Origin of the sequence: Exiguobacterium profundum (assembly GCF_001909285.1) — a bacterium.
Classification (GTDB): Bacteria; Bacillota; Bacilli; order Exiguobacteriales; family Exiguobacteriaceae; genus Exiguobacterium; species Exiguobacterium profundum.
On the sequence record NZ_MRSV01000001.1, the window covers coordinates 1,764,077 to 1,781,841 of the forward strand.

General features: G+C 50.0%; 20 protein-coding genes and 2 riboswitches. Of the genes, 14 read left to right on the forward strand and 6 right to left on the reverse strand.

The annotated features are described in order from the left end of the window. From BBB58_RS15055 to BBB58_RS09160, 5 genes are read left to right on the forward strand one after another with little or no spacing between them, the layout of a single operon-like run. Positions 1–240 carry a DUF6171 family protein gene (locus BBB58_RS15055; RefSeq protein ID WP_074036941.1) on the forward strand — a complete coding sequence of 80 codons (240 nt, stop codon included), beginning with the start codon at positions 1–3 and terminating at the stop codon, positions 238–240. A gap of 15 nt (positions 241–255) precedes the next feature. Then, entirely contained in the window at positions 256–1,260 is a 1,005-nt protein-coding gene (locus BBB58_RS09145; RefSeq protein WP_074036942.1) for an aldose epimerase family protein, read from the forward strand. Next, the gene (locus BBB58_RS09150) at positions 1,257–2,426 is read left to right on the forward strand and encodes a sn-glycerol-1-phosphate dehydrogenase (RefSeq protein ID WP_074036943.1); all 1,170 of its coding nucleotides are present in this window, start codon (positions 1,257–1,259) and stop codon (positions 2,424–2,426) included. The genes BBB58_RS09145 and BBB58_RS09150 overlap by 4 nt, the downstream gene beginning before the upstream one ends. Further along, positions 2,423–3,370, forward strand: coding sequence for a glycoside hydrolase family 43 protein (locus BBB58_RS09155; RefSeq protein WP_074036944.1), 948 nt, complete (start codon positions 2,423–2,425; stop codon positions 3,368–3,370). The genes BBB58_RS09150 and BBB58_RS09155 overlap by 4 nt, the downstream gene beginning before the upstream one ends. Continuing rightward, positions 3,367–4,311, forward strand: a complete 945-nt coding sequence (locus BBB58_RS09160; RefSeq protein WP_074036945.1) for a glycoside hydrolase family 43 protein — start codon at positions 3,367–3,369, stop codon at positions 4,309–4,311. Before BBB58_RS09155 ends, BBB58_RS09160 begins: the two co-directional genes overlap by 4 nt. Before the next feature lie 469 nt (positions 4,312–4,780). On the opposite strand, the gene BBB58_RS15575 is transcribed toward BBB58_RS09160, so the two are convergent. The 4 genes from BBB58_RS15575 to BBB58_RS15185 all read right to left on the reverse strand — a co-directional run bounded on the left by BBB58_RS15575 (position 4,781) and on the right by BBB58_RS15185 (position 6,808). Beyond that, positions 4,781–4,912 carry a hypothetical protein gene (locus BBB58_RS15575; RefSeq protein WP_276327301.1) on the reverse strand — a complete coding sequence of 44 codons (132 nt, stop codon included), beginning with the start codon at positions 4,910–4,912 and terminating at the stop codon, positions 4,781–4,783. A 372-nt stretch (positions 4,913–5,284) separates the two neighbouring features. Further along, positions 5,285–5,809 carry a DM13 domain-containing protein gene (locus tag BBB58_RS09165; protein ID WP_074036946.1) on the reverse strand — a complete coding sequence of 175 codons (525 nt, stop codon included), beginning with the start codon at positions 5,807–5,809 and terminating at the stop codon, positions 5,285–5,287. A gap of 101 nt (positions 5,810–5,910) precedes the next feature. Next, positions 5,911–6,435, reverse strand: a complete 525-nt coding sequence (msrA, locus tag BBB58_RS09170; RefSeq protein WP_074036947.1) for a peptide-methionine (S)-S-oxide reductase MsrA — start codon at positions 6,433–6,435, stop codon at positions 5,911–5,913. 67 nt (positions 6,436–6,502) lie between these two features. Beyond that, positions 6,503–6,602: riboswitch (SAM riboswitch) on the reverse strand. A 44-nt stretch (positions 6,603–6,646) separates the two neighbouring features. Beyond that, positions 6,647–6,808 (reverse strand): hypothetical protein, encoded by a 162-nt coding sequence (locus BBB58_RS15185; protein ID WP_167365519.1) that lies wholly within the window; start codon positions 6,806–6,808, stop codon positions 6,647–6,649. Between the two features lie 113 nt (positions 6,809–6,921). Here BBB58_RS15185 and BBB58_RS09175 point away from each other — a divergent pair, with 113 nt between their 5' ends. Together BBB58_RS09175 and rlmN are read left to right on the forward strand one after the other, a co-directional pair. Beyond that, positions 6,922–8,328, forward strand: a complete 1,407-nt coding sequence (locus BBB58_RS09175; RefSeq protein WP_074036948.1) for an amidase family protein — start codon at positions 6,922–6,924, stop codon at positions 8,326–8,328. A gap of 65 nt (positions 8,329–8,393) precedes the next feature. After that, positions 8,394–9,479 (forward strand): dual-specificity RNA methyltransferase RlmN, encoded by a 1,086-nt coding sequence (rlmN, locus tag BBB58_RS09180; protein ID WP_074036949.1) that lies wholly within the window; start codon positions 8,394–8,396, stop codon positions 9,477–9,479. A gap of 452 nt (positions 9,480–9,931) precedes the next feature. On the opposite strand, the gene BBB58_RS09185 is transcribed toward rlmN, so the two are convergent. Next, positions 9,932–10,246: a hypothetical protein gene (locus tag BBB58_RS09185; protein ID WP_012726394.1), complete on the reverse strand. Its 315-nt coding sequence runs from the start codon at positions 10,244–10,246 to the stop codon at positions 9,932–9,934. An 847-nt stretch (positions 10,247–11,093) separates the two neighbouring features. Next, positions 11,094–11,693: a class I SAM-dependent methyltransferase gene (locus BBB58_RS09195; RefSeq protein ID WP_074036951.1), complete on the reverse strand. Its 600-nt coding sequence runs from the start codon at positions 11,691–11,693 to the stop codon at positions 11,094–11,096. 143 nt (positions 11,694–11,836) lie between these two features. On the opposite strand from BBB58_RS09195, the gene BBB58_RS09200 reads away from it, so the two are divergent. The 7 genes from BBB58_RS09200 (at position 11,837) to BBB58_RS09230 (ending at position 17,758) form a co-directional block, all read left to right on the forward strand. Continuing rightward, on the forward strand, positions 11,837–12,718 hold the full coding sequence (locus BBB58_RS09200) for an SMP-30/gluconolactonase/LRE family protein (protein ID WP_074036952.1): 882 nt from the start codon (positions 11,837–11,839) through the stop codon (positions 12,716–12,718). Positions 12,719–12,730: 12 nt separating this feature from the next. Then, positions 12,731–12,997, forward strand: coding sequence for a hypothetical protein (locus BBB58_RS09205; RefSeq protein WP_074036953.1), 267 nt, complete (start codon positions 12,731–12,733; stop codon positions 12,995–12,997). 108 nt (positions 12,998–13,105) lie between these two features. Beyond that, a complete protein-coding gene (locus BBB58_RS09210; protein WP_074036954.1) occupies positions 13,106–14,305 on the forward strand; it encodes a GTP-binding protein in 1,200 nt (399 codons plus the stop codon). Positions 14,306–14,364: 59 nt separating this feature from the next. Continuing rightward, a riboswitch (TPP riboswitch) is annotated at positions 14,365–14,465 on the forward strand. 82 nt (positions 14,466–14,547) lie between these two features. Next, on the forward strand, positions 14,548–15,138 hold the full coding sequence (locus BBB58_RS09215; protein WP_074036955.1) for a YkoF family thiamine/hydroxymethylpyrimidine-binding protein: 591 nt from the start codon (positions 14,548–14,550) through the stop codon (positions 15,136–15,138). Next, the gene (locus BBB58_RS09220; protein WP_074036956.1) at positions 15,131–15,706 is read left to right on the forward strand and encodes an ECF transporter S component; all 576 of its coding nucleotides are present in this window, start codon (positions 15,131–15,133) and stop codon (positions 15,704–15,706) included. Before BBB58_RS09215 ends, BBB58_RS09220 begins: the two co-directional genes overlap by 8 nt. After that, the gene (locus BBB58_RS09225) at positions 15,672–17,042 is read left to right on the forward strand and encodes an ABC transporter ATP-binding protein (RefSeq protein WP_084543072.1); all 1,371 of its coding nucleotides are present in this window, start codon (positions 15,672–15,674) and stop codon (positions 17,040–17,042) included. Before BBB58_RS09220 ends, BBB58_RS09225 begins: the two co-directional genes overlap by 35 nt. Continuing rightward, positions 17,024–17,758: an energy-coupling factor transporter transmembrane component T family protein gene (locus tag BBB58_RS09230; protein ID WP_074036958.1), complete on the forward strand. Its 735-nt coding sequence runs from the start codon at positions 17,024–17,026 to the stop codon at positions 17,756–17,758. The genes BBB58_RS09225 and BBB58_RS09230 overlap by 19 nt, the downstream gene beginning before the upstream one ends. Positions 17,759–17,765 lie beyond the last annotated feature (7 nt).

Consider the following 17,765-nt stretch of genomic DNA (forward strand, 5'->3'; position numbering starts at 1 on the left):
ATGACAGTGGCGGAGACGCGGCGATGTCGGACCTGTACACCGCAAGCGACAGACCAAGACTGGCTGTTGACCATCGATGCGGAAGTCATGGAGCAGGTGTCGGATACGGAATACGAGGCACGCCTCACCCATTGCGCGGCTTGCCCGTTCCAGCAACAAGATACTTGCTTGAAATGTGGGTGTTACGTCTCGTATCGGGCACGACTCGCGACGAAGCACTGCCCAGTGAACGTTTGGTAAAAAGGAGTGGATGTCATGAAGCGGCAACTAGAAACAGCGATTGACGAGTCGACGATCACGCTCGAGAACGATGTGTATCGATTGAACATATTGACTTACGGAGCGACGTTGCAAGAATTTTCGATTCAGGACGACGGCTGGAAAAATATCGTCTTGTCGTACGACACAGTCGAGGCGTACATGCAGGACACGTATTATTTGGGTGCGACGATCGGACGGGTCGCCGGACGGATCGACCAGAGTACGTTCGACCTGGATGGTGTGACGTATCACGTGCCCGCAAATGAAGGTGTCCATCACCTTCACGGCGGAGAAGGATTGCACCGTCACGTCTGGACGGTCGAACAGAGAACATCCGACCGTGTGACACTTCATTACGTCAGCCCGGACGGAGAGAACGGATATCCCGGGACACTCGACGTCCGCGCCACGTTCGAACTGGTCGACCACGGCGTCACCATCACATACGAGGCGACCTCTGATCAAGATACGGTGTGTGATTTGACGAACCATACGTATTTCAACTTGAGCGGAGGTGAGCGGGACATCTTGAACCATGAGCTCACGTTGTCCGCCGACACGTTCGCTGAGCTGCGGGATGATTTGATTCCGACGGGTCGCTTGCTTGAAGTCGATCAGACAGCGTTTGATTTCCGGTCTGGTCGTGTCTTGGCGGACGGCCTCGAGTCAACCCATCCACAAAACGAATTGGTCAACGGTTATGACCATCCGTTCGTCTTCGCGGAGCGACGGGAAGCGAGACTCTATGAGCGAGCGTCACAGCGAGAGTTGACGATCTCGACGACGGCCCCCGCCATCGTCCTCTATTCGGGCAATCAGATGAACGAGACGACTTCATTGCGTGAAGGGACGTCGAGACGTCACTACGGCGTCTGTTTGGAACCGCAACACCTCCCAGATGCGGTTCACCACGAGACGTTCCCGTCGATTCGCTTGAAGGCAGGAAACACGTACCGTTGGCAAACGACGTACCGCGTCGAGACAGGAGTCAGCCGATGAACCTCGAACAGATTAACGAACACGTTCAAGCTTGTGATTGCGGGAACCCCCATCACGCAATCACGATTGAACGGATGGTCGCGTCTGAACATGTTTGGGTCGAATTGGCTGCGTTCGTCCACGAAAAAGAGTGGAGCCGTCTCCTTGTCGTCGCCGACACGAATACCGAACGCGTCGGGTTTCTCCCGCTACGAGAAGCCTTGATGGACATCGGAGTTGATGTGTCGCTCGTCTCGCTCCAAGCGGATGAGCAAGGCGACGTGTTGGCGGAGGAGCGCTCGGTCGTACAAGTATTGCTTCAACAAGATGAAACCGTCGACGCGCTCATTGCGCTAGGGGCCGGCACGATTCATGACGTCACCCGGTTCTGTGCGGCCAAAACGAAAGTACCGTTCATCTCGGTGCCGACCGCTCCGTCAGTGGACGGCTTCACGTCGAAAGGGGCCCCTCTCATTGTGAGAGGCAAGAAAATCACGTACCAGCTCGTGTACCCGATTGCCGTGTTCGTCCCGAGTCAGGTGATTCGAAAGGCGCCGGACGTGTTGATTGCGGCCGGGGTCGGCGATATGCTCGGGAAATACACGTCCTTGTTGGACTGGCGGTTCGGAGCATTTGACGGCGGTGAGCCGTTTTGTCCGGTCGCCGCATCGTTGACGGAACAGGCGTTACAATCGTGTGTGGACGCCTTGCCTGCCATCTATAAACGAGACGCGGACGGGTTGGATCAACTGATGGAGTCGCTGTTGTTGTCCGGAGTCGCCATGTTGATTTTCGGTCATTCGCATCCAGCTTCCGGTGGTGAGCATCACTTGTCCCACTATTGGGAGATGGACTTTATCGCCAACCATCGTCCGGCGGTCCTCCATGGAACGAAAGTCGCCATCGCCACGATGGAACTCATCGATTCCTATAAAACAATGATGCTCGAACGGCCCGACACGCCAGACGCGCTACGGGCATGGGCCGAGCAGATGCCGACAAGCCAAGAGCTCGAACACATCTTCCACGCGTTACAGTCACCGCTGCGGCCGGACGAGATCGGGGTCTCCTCGCTCTTATTAGCGAGTAGCAAGCGAGAGGCGTACCGTTTGAGAGAACGACACACACTGTTAAAACATATGAGTTTGAACCGAACACAATCTGAGGTAGGGGAGCGTTCTTTATGAGAGAGACGATCACAAATCCGCTAGTGGAACAACGAGCGGACCCATGGATCATGCGCCATACAGATGGCTATTATTACTTCACGGCCTCGTTGCCAGACTTCACGGGCATCCCGCTCCGTCGGGCGAAGACGCTCGCGGCTTTGACCGAGGCCGACGAACGAGTCGTCTGGACTAAACGTGAGACGGGTATCATGAGTGCGAACATTTGGGCCCCGGAATTACATCACATCCAAGGGAAATGGTACCTCTATTTTGCGGCCGCGCGAGAAGATCACGTCTTCGATCATCGGATGTATGTGCTCGAGAACAGCTCGGCGAATCCGCTAGAAGGGGAATGGATTGAAAAAGGACAGATCCGGACTTGGTGCGAATCGTTCGCGCTTGATGCGACGACGTTCGAGCACGAGGGACGCCTCTATTATGTGTGGGCCCAAAAAGACCCGTCCATCGATGGCAACTCGAACCTCTACATCTCGGAGATGGCGAACCCGTGGACGCTCACGGGGCCACAGACGATGATTGCGACGCCGGAGTATGACTGGGAGAAGGTCGGTTTCCTCGTGAACGAAGGCCCGGCCGTATTGAAGCGAAATGGTCACATCTATATCACGTTCTCTGCGAGTGCGACGGACCATCACTACTGCATGGGCCTCCTGCGCGCTGAGGGGACGAGCAATCTATTGGACGCGGCGAGTTGGACGAAACATCCGGAACCGGTCTTCGGAACCGATGAAGCGGCCAGTCAATTCGGACCGGGTCACAACAGTTTTACGATGCTAGATGACGGGACGGACATGCTCGTCTATCATGCCCGTAACTATAAAGAAATTGTCGGGGACCCGCTCTGGGACCCGAACCGACATACGCGTGTCCAACCGTTCATGTGGGATGAAGTCGGCCCAGTGTTCGGCCGACCGATTCGTGACGAGGAGGCTGTACGATGAAGCAAGTAGAAGATCGACATTTGATAGTAGAACAGCGGGCCGACCCGTGGGTATATTTGCATACGGATGGCTACTACTACTTCACGGCCTCGGTGCCTGAGTATGACTTGATTGAGCTACGCCGCGCCAAGTCGCTTCAAGCGCTTCGGACGGCCGATCCGGTGACCGCATGGGTGAAACACGAGACGGGTCCGATGAGCGACTTGATTTGGGCGCCTGAACTGCACCACATTCATGGCAAGTGGTATCTCTATTTTGCGGCCGCGAAATCGCGGGACATCGTCAACGGTCTGTTCGATCATCGCATGTTCGTGTTAGAGAACGAATCAACGAATCCGCTCGAAGGAGAGTGGATCAAAAAAGGGCAGGTCCAGACCGAATGGGATTCGTTTGCCCTTGACGCGACCGTGTTTGAGCATAAAGGGACTCACTATTTGGTGTGGGCCCAAAAAGACCCGTCTATCGACGGAAACTCAAATGTATACATCGCCGAGCTCGAAAACCCATGGACGATTAAATTGCCACAAGTCATGTTGACGAAGCCTGAGTATGACTGGGAGACTCGTGGTTTCCTCGTCAATGAGGGGGCCGCCGTGTTGAAGCGGAACGGCCACATCTTCATCACGTATTCGGCGAGTGCGACCGATGAGAACTACTGCATGGGCATGTTGTGCGCCTCGGATGACGCTGACTTGTTGAACCCGGCATCGTGGTCGAAATCGTTCCGGCCTGTGTTCCAGACGAATGCCGACGTGAATCAATTCGGGCCGGGTCACAATAGCTTTACCGTGAATGAGAAGGGAGAAGATGTCCTGATCTATCATGCTCGGACGTATACAGAAATTGAAGGGGATCCCCTCTACGACCCGAACCGTCATGCGCGCGCACAAGTGTTCACGTGGAATGAAGAAGGGCGCCCGGAGTTTGGGTCTCCTCAATGAGAAATAAAACCATTTAAGTGATTGATGCCATATCTTATCATTCAGAGAATATATGCACAAAGCAGGTTGATAAACATAATTTTTAACCAATATAAATGATGTTTAAGTAAGTGTGATTGCCGGCCAATAGATACATTTGTCGACAATTTTACTTACTTGTTTGAGGAGAAATTGGAGATGTTCCCAGATTTTTTCCGGACTCTCAAGGTAGCTGTCGAGCTCTTGTCCTATTTAGTCCGATAGTGTTTCGAGATTGGCTCTCCGTTCTTCGTTCGTCTTCATCTTGGCCATCGCATCAGATTCCTTCATTTAGCAAGTCAGTGACAGACTTGTAGTATCCGTAAATTAGTTCAGTTCACATTCGAGTTGTGGCGATGATTCTGGGATGTCGAGTAACAGCCATGTCCGTTCGAAATTGATGGGAAGCAAGACTATCTCGCAATACGAAATATCATTTAATAGATGATGGTCAGATACGGATATCCGGATGTTGTACAGTTTTCCATAGATAAGAACCGTGACGGTTTTCGGCTGAAGCGTCAGCAGTTGTCCCATCGTCAACGGACGGACGAGTGGTCACATAAGATTCATCTGCTCTCATAAGTTAGTGTGTCCTTCTATTGCTTTTGGTACTCAATGGGTTCCCGCACGACACTTGCTTATTGATTAAGTCATCGACATGATGGGAAATTTGTGTACTGATTGAGCGTCGGACCGAATTTTTGATGGATTCACTCTTCTCATTCATCTGTTGCTCTTTCGCCAGTTTACGCATCTAAAAGAGTATAACGTTGCCGAACGAGTTGACGTCCAGCGGAGGATATTCTGATTCTCTTGCGCAAACTTGAAGGTGTCGCGGACGGCGAAACGCTTTGCATATACGCAATTGAAGATTGATGATTGCTTTATATTATTTCAGCCGATTTCAAATGAAAAGAGGGTGGCCGATTCATTCAGCCACCCTTCAGTCTGTTCATTCACTTGATCCAGTCAGTTCTCCCGTCCCGAACGTCGCGCTGAACGCACGGCACCAGATGACGACGGTGTTGTACTCTTCTAGATTCACATCCTTAGGGATCAAATAGTTTTGATTCCCGATGTTTCCTTTTAAGGCCCCTAGACTGACGCCTTCGGTCGTCTCCTGTCCTGGTTTCGTCAAATAGACGAATAAATCAGGACCGTTTGTCGTCTCAAATTCTTCAAATCGGAGGTACGTCCCGTCTTCTGCCTCGACCGAGCGGATTGTGCCGGTCGTCTTATAATTTTTCTCCCCGTCCATGAACACACCCGCTACTTCGGTTGGACTCGGTTGTGCTTCCGGTGTGTCGGACGTCTCTTGATCTGATTCCTCTTCCTCTGGAGCTGGTGATTCGACTGCTGTCGGCGGCAATCCTTCATCGACCGTCTCGGTTAAGAATAGTGGGGAGATGAGCCACCAGGCAACAGCGATTACGGCTACGCCAATCACACCGATGATGAGTTTCGTGCTTGTTTTCATATATGAGTCCTCCTTTTCGGATGTATGAACCGTTATTTCCCATTTCCCGATTAATGTGCTAATTAAAAGACGCGAATGCTAGCATTCGCGTCTGATGACCGTTATACAGTTTCCGTCCAGTTTTCCTCGATGAACTCGTCGCGTCCCGAGATGGCCCGGTCTTCCTTATAATGCTTCGGATTCTTTTTATGATAATCCTGATGGTAGTCTTCTGCAGCGAAGAACGTCGTCGCCGGAATGATTTTCGTGACAATCGGAGCCGTGAAACGACCACTTGCCGCCAACACATCGCGACTCGCCTCAGCCGCGATTCGTTGTTCTTCCGTGTGATAGAAGATGGCTGGGGCATACTGAGGTCCCCGGTCTTGGAATTGACCACCATCGTCCGTCGGGTCTGTCTGAATCCAATACAGCTCAAGAAGACGTTCATACGAGAATAATGCTGGATCATATGTGATTTGAACGACCTCGAAGTGCCCCGTCGTCCCGGTTTTCACTTGTTCATACGTCGGATTGTCGACCTGTCCGCCCATATAGCCGGATACGATGCCTTCGATCCCTGGTAATTCTTCAAATGGTGTCACCATGCACCAAAAACAGCCGCCTGCGAATGTTGCTTTTTCCATACTGTCGTTCCCTCCAAATCGTCATTCAACAAAAAAGCGCTCACGTCGGATGACATGAGCGCTTTCGTCATATCGTCCAAGGTTTCCCTTGCTGGTCGTAGCACCTTGCCTAAGGCAGGTTGCTGTGAAGTCGCGGAGCCAGATCTCTCGTTCACTCTTGATATCGATATGTAGTTGGTGAGAGCATCATACCACCCTCAAAATACATTCGTCAATGATTCGGTTTTCGTTTCAACTGAAAAACCGTCAAGACGATGATGAACCCGATCAACCCGATGGAAATGAGTGGACCATACGGCACATTCTCCCCGTATATCTGTAGGAAAAATAGACCGAATACGGCAAGCAACACAAAGACATAGGAGCGAGTCATTGGGACCTCCAGTTTTTTCTTTTTTTTTTCAAGAACACATCGACTTGGCGATACGAAAAGGAAATCAGACGTAGAGCACGAATAAAGGGAGAGAGGTAAAGGAGGAATGCATGATGGAACAAATCCAATTACATGAACTGACGATTGAGCGTGCGCATCGTGGGTATAAAGAAGGAGAATTCACGGCGAGAGACGTGACCGCCTACTATTTAGGACGGATTGCGACGTATAATGAACGGCTTCACGCCGTCATTCAAGTCAATCCGGACGCCCTGTTCGAGGCAGAGGCAGCAGACAGGGCCTACCGAAAAGGAGTACGCAAACCGCTACTCGGCATTCCCGTCTTAATCAAAGACAATATCGAGACGAACGGTCTGATGCGAACGACAGCGGGCGCTGCCGCGATGCGACATCATTTCGCCGCTCGAGATGCCGAGCTCGTCAAACGCTTGCGGGTTGACGGGGCCATCATCTTGGGGAAAGCGAACCTGTCCGAGTGGGCGAACTTTTTAACGGAAGATATGCCGAACGGCTGGAGTGCCGTCGGTGGACAGACGATGAACCCATACGGCGACAAGTTAGATGTAGGGGGATCAAGCTCAGGGTCGGCTTCAGCGGTCGCGGCAAACCTCACGCTTCTCGCAGTCGGGTCTGAGACGAGCGGTTCAATCGTCCATCCGAGTGTCCATAACAGCATCGTCGGGATCAAGCCGACCGTCGGATTGATCAGTCGCTCCGGTATCATCCCGATCTCACGTTCTCAAGATACGGCGGGACCGATGGCGCGTACGCTTCGTGATGCGGTTATCGCCTTACAATCGATGTGCGGGGAAGATGAATCGGATCCGGCAACTCTCGAGACACCGGTCGGTCCCCCATACGTGACATGTCTCGATGTGAGGCAAGCGGTCGGGATGCGTGTCGGGTTCGTCAAACCAGACATTTCAGAAGAAGAAGTCGGATTGTATGAAGGGGCGCTCCGATTGCTACGGCAAGCCGAGGTCGAACTCGTCGAGGTCACGCTGCCGAAGCATGAGGCGCTAGAGCAGGCGGACATCCTGTTCGACGAATTCAAGCTCGGGGTCGAGGCGTATCTTGCCAATACGACCGTGCCGTTTAAGACACTTTCCGACTTGATCGAGTGGAACGCGGAACATCCTGAATCGATTCCGCACGGCCAGACCATCTTTGAAGAAGCGAACGCTAAATCTGGAAAACTGACTGAATCGAACTATCTCAACCGTCGCATCGAGGATGTCCGACTCGCGAAAACGGAAGGGATTGATGCATTGCTTGCGTCGCATAAACTGGACGCACTCGTCTTGCCACATGACATGAACTATGACATGGCTGCAAAAGCGGGTCATCCGACGATTACAATACCCTATAAACGAAAAGAGAGCGGTGCCCCATTCGGTCTCTCGTTCACGGGGACGAGCTATGCGGAGCGTGATTTGATCCGAGTCGCATATGCGTTCGAACAGTTCGTCACACGACCGACGCCTCCAGATTATTCGTAAGTTGCACCCGTCTCTCACGTCCGCTACAATGGTACGTATGCGGATTAGAGAAAGGACAGATTACAATGAAATCATCTATATACGGGTTGACGTTCGATCAACTCACAAACGAGTGTACGGAAGCGGGATACGGTGCTTTCCACGCACGTCAAGTTTGGGACTCGCTCTACATCGACCGGGTCAAATCGATGGACGACCTCAATGTACGTGATGAGGTGCGTGATTACTTAACAGAGAAATATGTCATCTCAACACAAGAACTGTTCGTCAAACAAGAAGCGGGCGACGGGACGGTCAAATTCTTACTTAAATTACATGACGGGCACTACATCGAGACGGTGCTCATGCGTCACAAATACGGACGTTCGGTCTGTGTGACGACTCAGGTCGGTTGTAACATCGGCTGTAGCTTCTGTGCGAGCGGCTTGTTGAAAAAGACACGTGACTTGACGGCGGGTGAGGTCGTCGAGCAGATCATGACCGTCCAACACTTCCTCGATGAAGAGGGTGAAGGGGACCGCGTCAGCCATATCGTCGTTATGGGAATCGGTGAACCGTTCGATAACTTCGACAACTTGGTCGACTTCTTGCTTGTCGTCAAAGATGAGCGTGGACTTGCGATTGCTCCGCGTAAAATCAACGTGTCGACGAGTGGTCTCGCGGATAAGATCTACAAGTTCGCAGACCTCGACTTACGCATCAACTTGGCGCTCTCTCTACATGCGCCAAACGATGAATTACGTACTCGCATCATGAAAATCAACCGGGCGTTCCCGCTTGATAAACTCATGCCGTCGATTCGCTATTACGTCGAGAAGACGAATAAACGAATCACATTCGAGTATATCCTGCTCTCGAAAGTGAACGATTTGCCGGAACATGCGGAAGAACTCGCCGACTTGATCGAAGACATCAAAGACAAGTCGTACGTCAACTTGATTCCATATAACCCGGTCAACGAGCACATCCAATATGAGCGAAGCACGCCTGAGGACATCATGGCGTTCTACGATATCTTGAAAAAACGTGGCGTCAACACTGGTGTCCGTCTCGAGCACGGGACAGACATCGATGCGGCATGTGGACAACTCCGCAGTAAGCATATGAACGTCGAAGGCGCGAAGAAAAAAATGGCCTCTCCGGGAAATTGAACTGAACCCTGAATGATAGACACTTGATAAAAAGTGCTCATTCAGGGTTTTTGACGTTTCCCTTTTTGGTGGAGCACGGTCGTGGCAAGTCGATTCGTTTCGAATTGATCTAACGATAGATGGTGGAGAAGACAATTTGTTCCGGCGACTAGCTCGCTCGCAGCTTCCCGATGTTCGCCCGGCGCGTCTTGTCGTCGAGCTTCGTCGTTGCGTCACAATTGGCCTTCGACTTCTCGTAGCGGCCCCGTCTTGAGATGGACCGGATGGACATTCCGAGCTCCAGATAGGTCTCTACTTCACACGTTTTATTGTGGTAAGGTGGTGTGGCTCATGAGATTTCCTACGTCTGAATATTTGTGTGATAACTTCATTCGACAAAAGGAAAGCGTCAAGGTTTTTTGTGTTTTTTTTTGAGTGTTGCACTTAATTTTATAATTCATCATAAGTAAAACCTAACCCCACCACATGGCAACGACAAAGAATGACCAACTAACAGCAAACGGTGCCGAAATAAATCCAATCATGATAAATCCCTGATACTGTATATAGTTAGAGTCTTTTATCTTAAAAACTATACGAAACATCAAGAACATGATGAAACTTAACAAATATAATATCCATCCTAAGATGGTCAACCCTGTAAGATAGTAAATCGGATAGGTATCAACAACGTGATCACTTAAAAAGTAGGCGATCCCTTGACCAAAAACACACAATATTGTTGCTGTTAGAAGGCTGATAACCAATAACAAGTAAGGCTTCTTCATTCACTTTCCTCCTTTATGTTTCTTCCTATTTTTTACCCGATACAGTATGAAATCTAGAGTTAGACCGTAAAACAAGCCGATTGTCACTCGAAGAAGATAGCCTCCCCACAAAATTTCGTCAGCTGATTCATCAAATATAAAACTTCGAAATGTTTCACTGTAAACCATATGATATAGGATTGGATCTAATCCGAAGAAAAAGAATAATAGGCCTTTATCATCCTGGTCGGTAAAATTCAAATAACAAACAAATATAGAGACTAACAAAAAAAAAAAACTAAATGTTTTAATCATTTTCATGGAAATACCCCTTCTCATTTCAGTATGTACTGCTTTAGTGTAATTTTACACCATAGTTGTAATTTTACCAATGCCAAATATTATGAAAAACCTTTTGTATAATCACTAACAATTTTCCATAATGATGATCTAATTCATCTCAATGGCACTTTCATTAGACAATCAGTAATTTATGAAGAATAAGTGTTTATCTCTGTATTTTGGTTAAGAAAGATAACATTCATTCCTATTCAATTTATAAAATGAGAAACTAGATATTTTCTTGTAAGTAGATAATTTTCAATTGGTATTGTGAGCGGTTCAGAGCGCCGAAGATTCACCATTGTCGTAAAACATCAATCTATATGACTGCGAAGGATACGTGATAAATGACTAGCCTTCTTTGCTTTGTGACACTCCTATACAGAATTGTTTTCAGCAACGAACACAAACAGCGGAATATAAAAGAGATGACCCCGGAGCAATACCGGAGCCATCTGATTGCCGAATAGAATTCGAGTTACTCAGTCCATAAAACTGGGCTCGTTTAAACGAAAAGGCCGTTCGTTTACCGTTTTTGCCCGACATATTGAATCACAGCAGATTCGCCGTGATGAAGCGTGCCTTCTTCTCGCCAGACGACCGTCTCATGTAAGACGAGCGGTACGAAATCGTCCTCTAGTTGGTGGAACATCTCTTCGGTGTAAAGAAGTGAGGCGTCGTTTGGTCCACCTGTCCCGTAAGCGAGTTGATGTGTAGAGTAGACTTCACTCAGGAACAAACCTTCAGGTTGAAGCGTTTGTTGGATACCCGTGAACACCTTTTCTCTGACATGTGGAGGAAAGTGGCCAAAGATACAGATGACCATGTCATACGCCTCGTTTGGCCAATCGGCTTCATTCAAGTCGATCTGTTTCGTCTGAATGGATACGTTTCGTGACGTCGCCAAGCGTTTCGCTTTGTCGATCCCTGCTATAGAAACGTCCCATATCTCGACTTCAAAGCCGAGCGTGGCGAGCCACACCGCGTTTCGACCTTCGCCCTCCGCGATGGCCAATACACGTTTTCTTTCAGGTTGATGAGACGTGACCCATTTCCGTAAGAACTCGTTTGGCTCTGTCCCATACACATAATCTTCCGAACTAAATCGTTCATCCCATTTAGACAAGCCTTTCACATCCTCTCTGCTTTGACTATAGCAAACTGAACGGACGACAATCAAAATCCGTCACGATTTTCTGGATTCATGCATAGTCCCGATGCGAGAGGGGAATAGATTTCTGAACTAATGGATAGAGTGGAGGCTAAGTGATGGAGAAAGTAGATGCGTCGTTGTGGATTCGTGTACGGAATACGCTTGGTGAAGGTCCGTGTTGGGATGCCGAGCTGAAGCGATTCTATTGGGTGGATATCGAAGGTCATACGTTATGGTGGTATGACGAACGTGAAGATGAAATCTCGTCCTTTGAAGTCGGAAAACAGGTCGGTTTCGTTATTCCAAAAGTGACGGATGGGGTTGTCCTCGGCTTGAAGGACGGCATTTATGAATGGGATGAGATCAATCGGGACTTGAAGAAGATTGTCGAGTTGGATGATCCGGACGGTCAATTGCGGTTTAATGACGGAAAAGCCGATCCATACGGTCGAATCTTCGCCGGAACGCTTCATCTCGAAGACAAAGAGAATCAAGCGACATTGTATCGTATCGATCGGGATGGTACGACGACGACACTCATGAATGAGCTCACACTTTCGAACGGGTTGACGTGGTCTCCTGACCATTCCGTTTTTTATCATATCGATACACCGACTGAAACGATTCGCCAATATGATTTTGATTTGAAGGCGGGTACGTTATCAAATGGAAAGGTCGTCATCGATTTCGCAGACGAGGATGGCTTCCCAGATGGTATGACATCAGATACGGAAGGGTGTTTATGGATCGCGCATTACGCTGGAGGTAAAGTATCTCGCTGGAATCCATCAACCGGTGAAAAACTGTTAGAAGTTCACGTTCCGGCACCGAATGTTACATCATGCGCCTTTATCGGGGATGGACTCAATCGATTGGCCATCACGACGGCTCGTGAGGGGATGGATGAGGAAGCGTTAGCCGAATATCCGGATGCTGGATCGGTATTTATCATCGATACAGAGGTGAAAGGGATGCCGCTTTATCGCTTTGGGCGTTGAGGAGGACATGCAATGGTGAAACGACTGTTAGTTCGAGCGGGTATTGGGTTGGCAGTTGCGGCAGCGGTCAAGATGGGGATTCAAAAGTTGCAAGAAAATCGATCGCGGGAAGAAGATCATTCTTATCTCGACCCGAAATGGGACGAGGTGCCGAGTGTCGATTCTGACAAGGACGAGGATGAGGTCGGGTTGACGCAACTCGACTCCATCTATCGAGCGGAGTGGCAAGCGAACGCCTATCCTCGCTCGGAAGCAGAACGAAAAGCGTTGGAAGAATAAGAGTATGTTTTTCAAAACACGTCCATATGGCGTGTTTTTTTGTTGTTAAAAAAGATAAGTCGTTTCAATATATAAAAAGTAATCATTACGATTTAATGGAGGATTATCATGAAACGAATTCCAATTACAGTACTCTCGGGTTATCTTGGTAGCGGTAAGACGACACTGCTCAACCACATCTTACATAACCGGGAAAATAAAAAATATGCGGTCATCGTGAACGATATGAGTGAGTTGAATATCGATGAGAAATTGATTGAACAGGGTGGTTTCTCCCGTACCGATGAAAAATTAGTCGAACTCTCGAACGGGTGCATCTGTTGTACCCTCCGCGAGGATTTGCTGACAGCGGTCTATGAGTTGACAAAGGATCGCGACCTCGATGGCATCATCATCGAGTCTTCTGGTATCTCTGAACCGATTCCCGTTGCGCAGACATTCACGTATGCCGATGATACGCTCGGAATCGATTTGACGAGCCGTGTCTATATCGATGCGATGGTCACTGTCGTCGATGCGTATCGTTTCTTCAAAGATTTCAATTCTGGTGAATCGCTCATGGAACGTCAACAAGCCGTCGATACAGGAGATGTCCGTGAAGTCGTCGACCTACTCGTCGATCAAGTCGAATTTGCGGATATCATCGTGTTGAATAAGGCAGACCGGGTGTCTGAAGCGGAACTGCAGGAGATGAAAGGGCTACTTAAGACACTCAACCCGAGCGCCCGATTATTGACTTCAACGTACTCCGACGTTGCGTTAGACGATCTACTCGATGTCCAGTTGTTCGATTTCGATCAGGCGATGCGTGCGGCGGGATGGATTCAAGAACTTGAGGCAGAAGAACATACGCCGGAAACGGAAGAGTATGGCATCAGCTCGTTCGTCTACCGTCGTCGTCGACCGTTCCACCCTGAGCGTTTGATGAATTGGATGGAGCATTACCCTGAAGAAATCGTCCGCGCCAAAGGCTTCTTGTGGATCGCGTCACGGAACGACCTTGCCTGTCTCTTCTCCCAGGCCGGATACGCATCGACGCTCGAACATGCCGGTCGTTGGTTAGCGACCCTTCCCGAGAGTGAACGAGAGGCCATGTTCTCCTCAGAACCGGAACTGCGCGAGGACTACATCGAGCCGTACGGAGACCGACAGAACGAATTGGTCCTTATCGGTCAACGGATGGACCGGGATGCGGTCGAGCAATCACTTGACGCCTGTTTGTTGACGGATGAGGAGATGGTAGCGGAGTGGGATTCGTTCCATGACCCACTTCCTGGTACTGGCCAACTCGTCACCTATTCAGATTGACCGTTTACAAACTGACGAAACATCGCTATACTGTGACTGCATAAGTAACCGCATATCAATGACTGCACTAGGGGTGCTTCGGCTGAGATGTGAGCATGGCTCCGATCCCTTATAACTCGATCCAGGTAATACTGGCGTGAGGAAGTGCGGCACTTTCTCTATGCAAGTTTGTATAGATTTTGTTGCTGCATTCTCATGAATGCGGCTTTTTTTATGCAAATTCATATAGAGGGGGAGACAAGATGAATGAATCATGTGGCACGAGTCCGATTGTCGGATTTCGCTTCACGCTTAGCCCGATGACAGATGACTTTGTCGGGACGATCAAAGGGGCATTGAAAGGAACGAATATGACGGGTGTGTGGCGACATACGGATGACGTGTCGACCGTGATCCGAGGTCGCGCCGAGCACGTGTTCGACGTCGCACGGACCGTCTTAAGCCTGGCTTCGGAGGAAGGACGCCATGTCTCGATGAGCGGAACCTTCTCTGTCGGATGTCCGGGAGATTCGGCAGGGGATGAGGTGCTCGAGGCACCACCACAACCACTGAATGGAATTTCAAGAGAACAGTATGTCTCGTCACAGTTCGCGCTTTATCCGATGGGGGCGGAGAACTATATGGATCTCATCTATGATGAAATCGAGCAAGCGAAACAGGCGGGTGTCTATAATGACTCCATGCACTACGCGTCAGGCATTCATGGGAACTTGGATGATGTGTTTTCGTATTATGAGGCGGCGTTCAATCGGACACGCGAGAAGAATCGACACGTCGTTATGACGGTGACGTTCAGTGTGAACAGTCCGTCACATGGAGGACGACATGCTTAAATCGTGGAAATTGAAAGAGGTCGTTCTCGTCTCCGTATTGTCTGTCGTCTTTGCCGTCGTCTACTTACTGTTCGTCCATATAGGGAACTTATGGGCGGGATTGATCGGGCCGATCGCCTATGAATGGATTTTCGGTATCTGGTTCATCGTGTCGATCATCTCGGCGTACATCATCCGGAAGCCGGGTGTTGCCTTCATCTCGGAAGTGATGGCAGCGACGATTGAGATGTTGATTGGAAATGCGATCGGACCACGTATCATCTTGGTCGGCATCGTCCAAGGTCTTGGGGCTGAAGCTGTCTTTGCGATGACAGGCTATCGTCGATATGAGCTATGGGTTCTCATGCTAGCTGGATTTGGCTCGGCCGTTACGAGTTTCGTGTATACCTACTTCATGAGCGGATTTGCGATGCTTGAACCAGGATATGTGGCGACGATGTTCGGGCTGCGCGCGGTCAGCGGCATGGTCATCGCAGGAATCGGTGGGAAGTTGCTCAGTGACCTGTTGCTCAAGACGGGGTCGCTTCGTGGCTATGCGATCGCTCGGAGTGGGAACGTCCATGGTTGAGACAGAATCGCTTTCATTCCGATTCCCCGAAAGTCTGGACACCATCTTAAAAGATGTGTCACTATCCATAAAACCTGGACGCACGATTTTGACAGGAGCGAGCGGAAGCGGGAAGTCGACCCTGCTCGCGCTGTTAAATCGTCTCTATCCAGAGAATTGTGATGGGATCCTGGAAGGCAGACTCGAACTACTGGGACGCTCACACGACGACTACGCACCAGGCGAGATCAATCAGCGGGTCGGGACGGTATTCCAAGACCCGGACACGCAGTTCGTGATGGAACGGGTGGAAGAGGAACTCGTCTTCACACTCGAAAATTTGCAGACGCCGGTCGAGGTCATCGATCAGCGCGTGACGGAGATTCTCGAGTCACTCCAACTGACCGATTACCGAAATCGTCACATCGATTCCTTGTCAGGAGGGGAGAAACAGCGGATCGCCGTCGCTTGCGCCATGGTCGGACAACCGGAATGGTTGCTTCTCGATGAGCCGTTGACACACCTTGATCCAGTGACCGCGAATCGATTTGTCGACTGGCTCGATCACTTGGACAACGTGAACGTCATCGTTGTCGAACATCGCGCGCACTTGTGGGGAGACTTTTTTGTTTTTTTTTTCGAACTCGACCAAGGACGGATTGTACGGAACGAACCGTTTCAAGCAGTCGATGATTTTACATTCAACCCGTCGCCTGCGCCACGACAAGCAGTCGAGCATTACGTGGTCGACGAGGTGGAGCGTGACTCATTTCGATTAAAAGGGGTGACCCTAAAAGCTCGGATCGGGGAAGTGATTGCCATATTAGGACCAAATGGGAGTGGAAAGTCGATGTTTTTACGAAGTTTGACGGAGTCTGATCGCCGGGTCGGACTCGTCCCCCAATCTCCGGAACACTTATTTTTCATGAACTCGGTCGAGCAAGAGCTACAGTTTGGTCATGAGGAATCGATTGATGTCGTATTGTATGAGCTAACCCTCGAGGACAAACGAGTCCTCCATCCATTGTCACTCAGTCATGGACAGAAGCGACGACTCGCCGTCGGGATTCAGTTACTCTCAAACAAACAGTTGCTTGCCTTCGATGAACCGACGGCAGGTCAGGATGAGCCGTCACTCCATGCACTAGAGATTTTGATGAAGCGACATGCGGCAAAGGGACAGACGATCTTGTTCGTGACCCATGACTTATCGTTCGCCAATATCGCCCATACGTTCTATTTGATGAAGGATGGGGAACTCTCAGGACCATTCGGGGATGAGCTTTGGGGGGACACGGAGAGACTTCGTCATTATCGACTAGCGGGAGGACGGCAACGATGTCACTCCATGATATGAATCCGACGATCAAGTTTGGGACGATGACGATCATCATGTTCGGGCTGGCCTTGTTTTATAACCCGTGGACCCCGCTCGTCATCATTGTCGGTACGTTGACGATTCAATTACTGGCGACGGACGTTTCATGGAAGAAGTGGAGCCTGTTTTTGATTCCTTTTCTCGTCACGGCACTCGGGACGTTTTGGACGACGCTCGTGTTTGGGAAGGAGCTGGGGGGAGAGACGTGGGTAACCCTTCTCGGTCAAGACATTTCAAAAGAAGAGGCACGTATCGCCATGTCTCTTAGTCTACGTGTGTTGGCATTCACCGTACTGTCGCTCCTCTTTATGTTGACGACCGATTCGAAACGTTTCGTCATGAGTTTGATGCAACAGGCGAGGCTTTCGCCGACGATTGCCTATAGCGCGCTCGTTGGATTCCGCTTCCTTCCGTTGATGCAACGGGAGATGTATCAGCTTCAATACGCGCATCGTCTTCGCGGCGTTCCGCTCGATACGAAATGGGAACGGATTCGACATGTACCGAAACTCCTTCTTCCACTGTTGGCAGGTTCAATCCGACGGGCGGAACGGGTCGCCTTCTCCATGGAGGCGAGAGGTTTCACAAGTGGAAAACGGACCGTCTATGAGCGGATTGACATCAAACCGTCGGATTACATGTGGTCCGGTATATTCTTCATACTGTTCGGTCTTTCCATTTGGATTGGCATATGAAAAGACG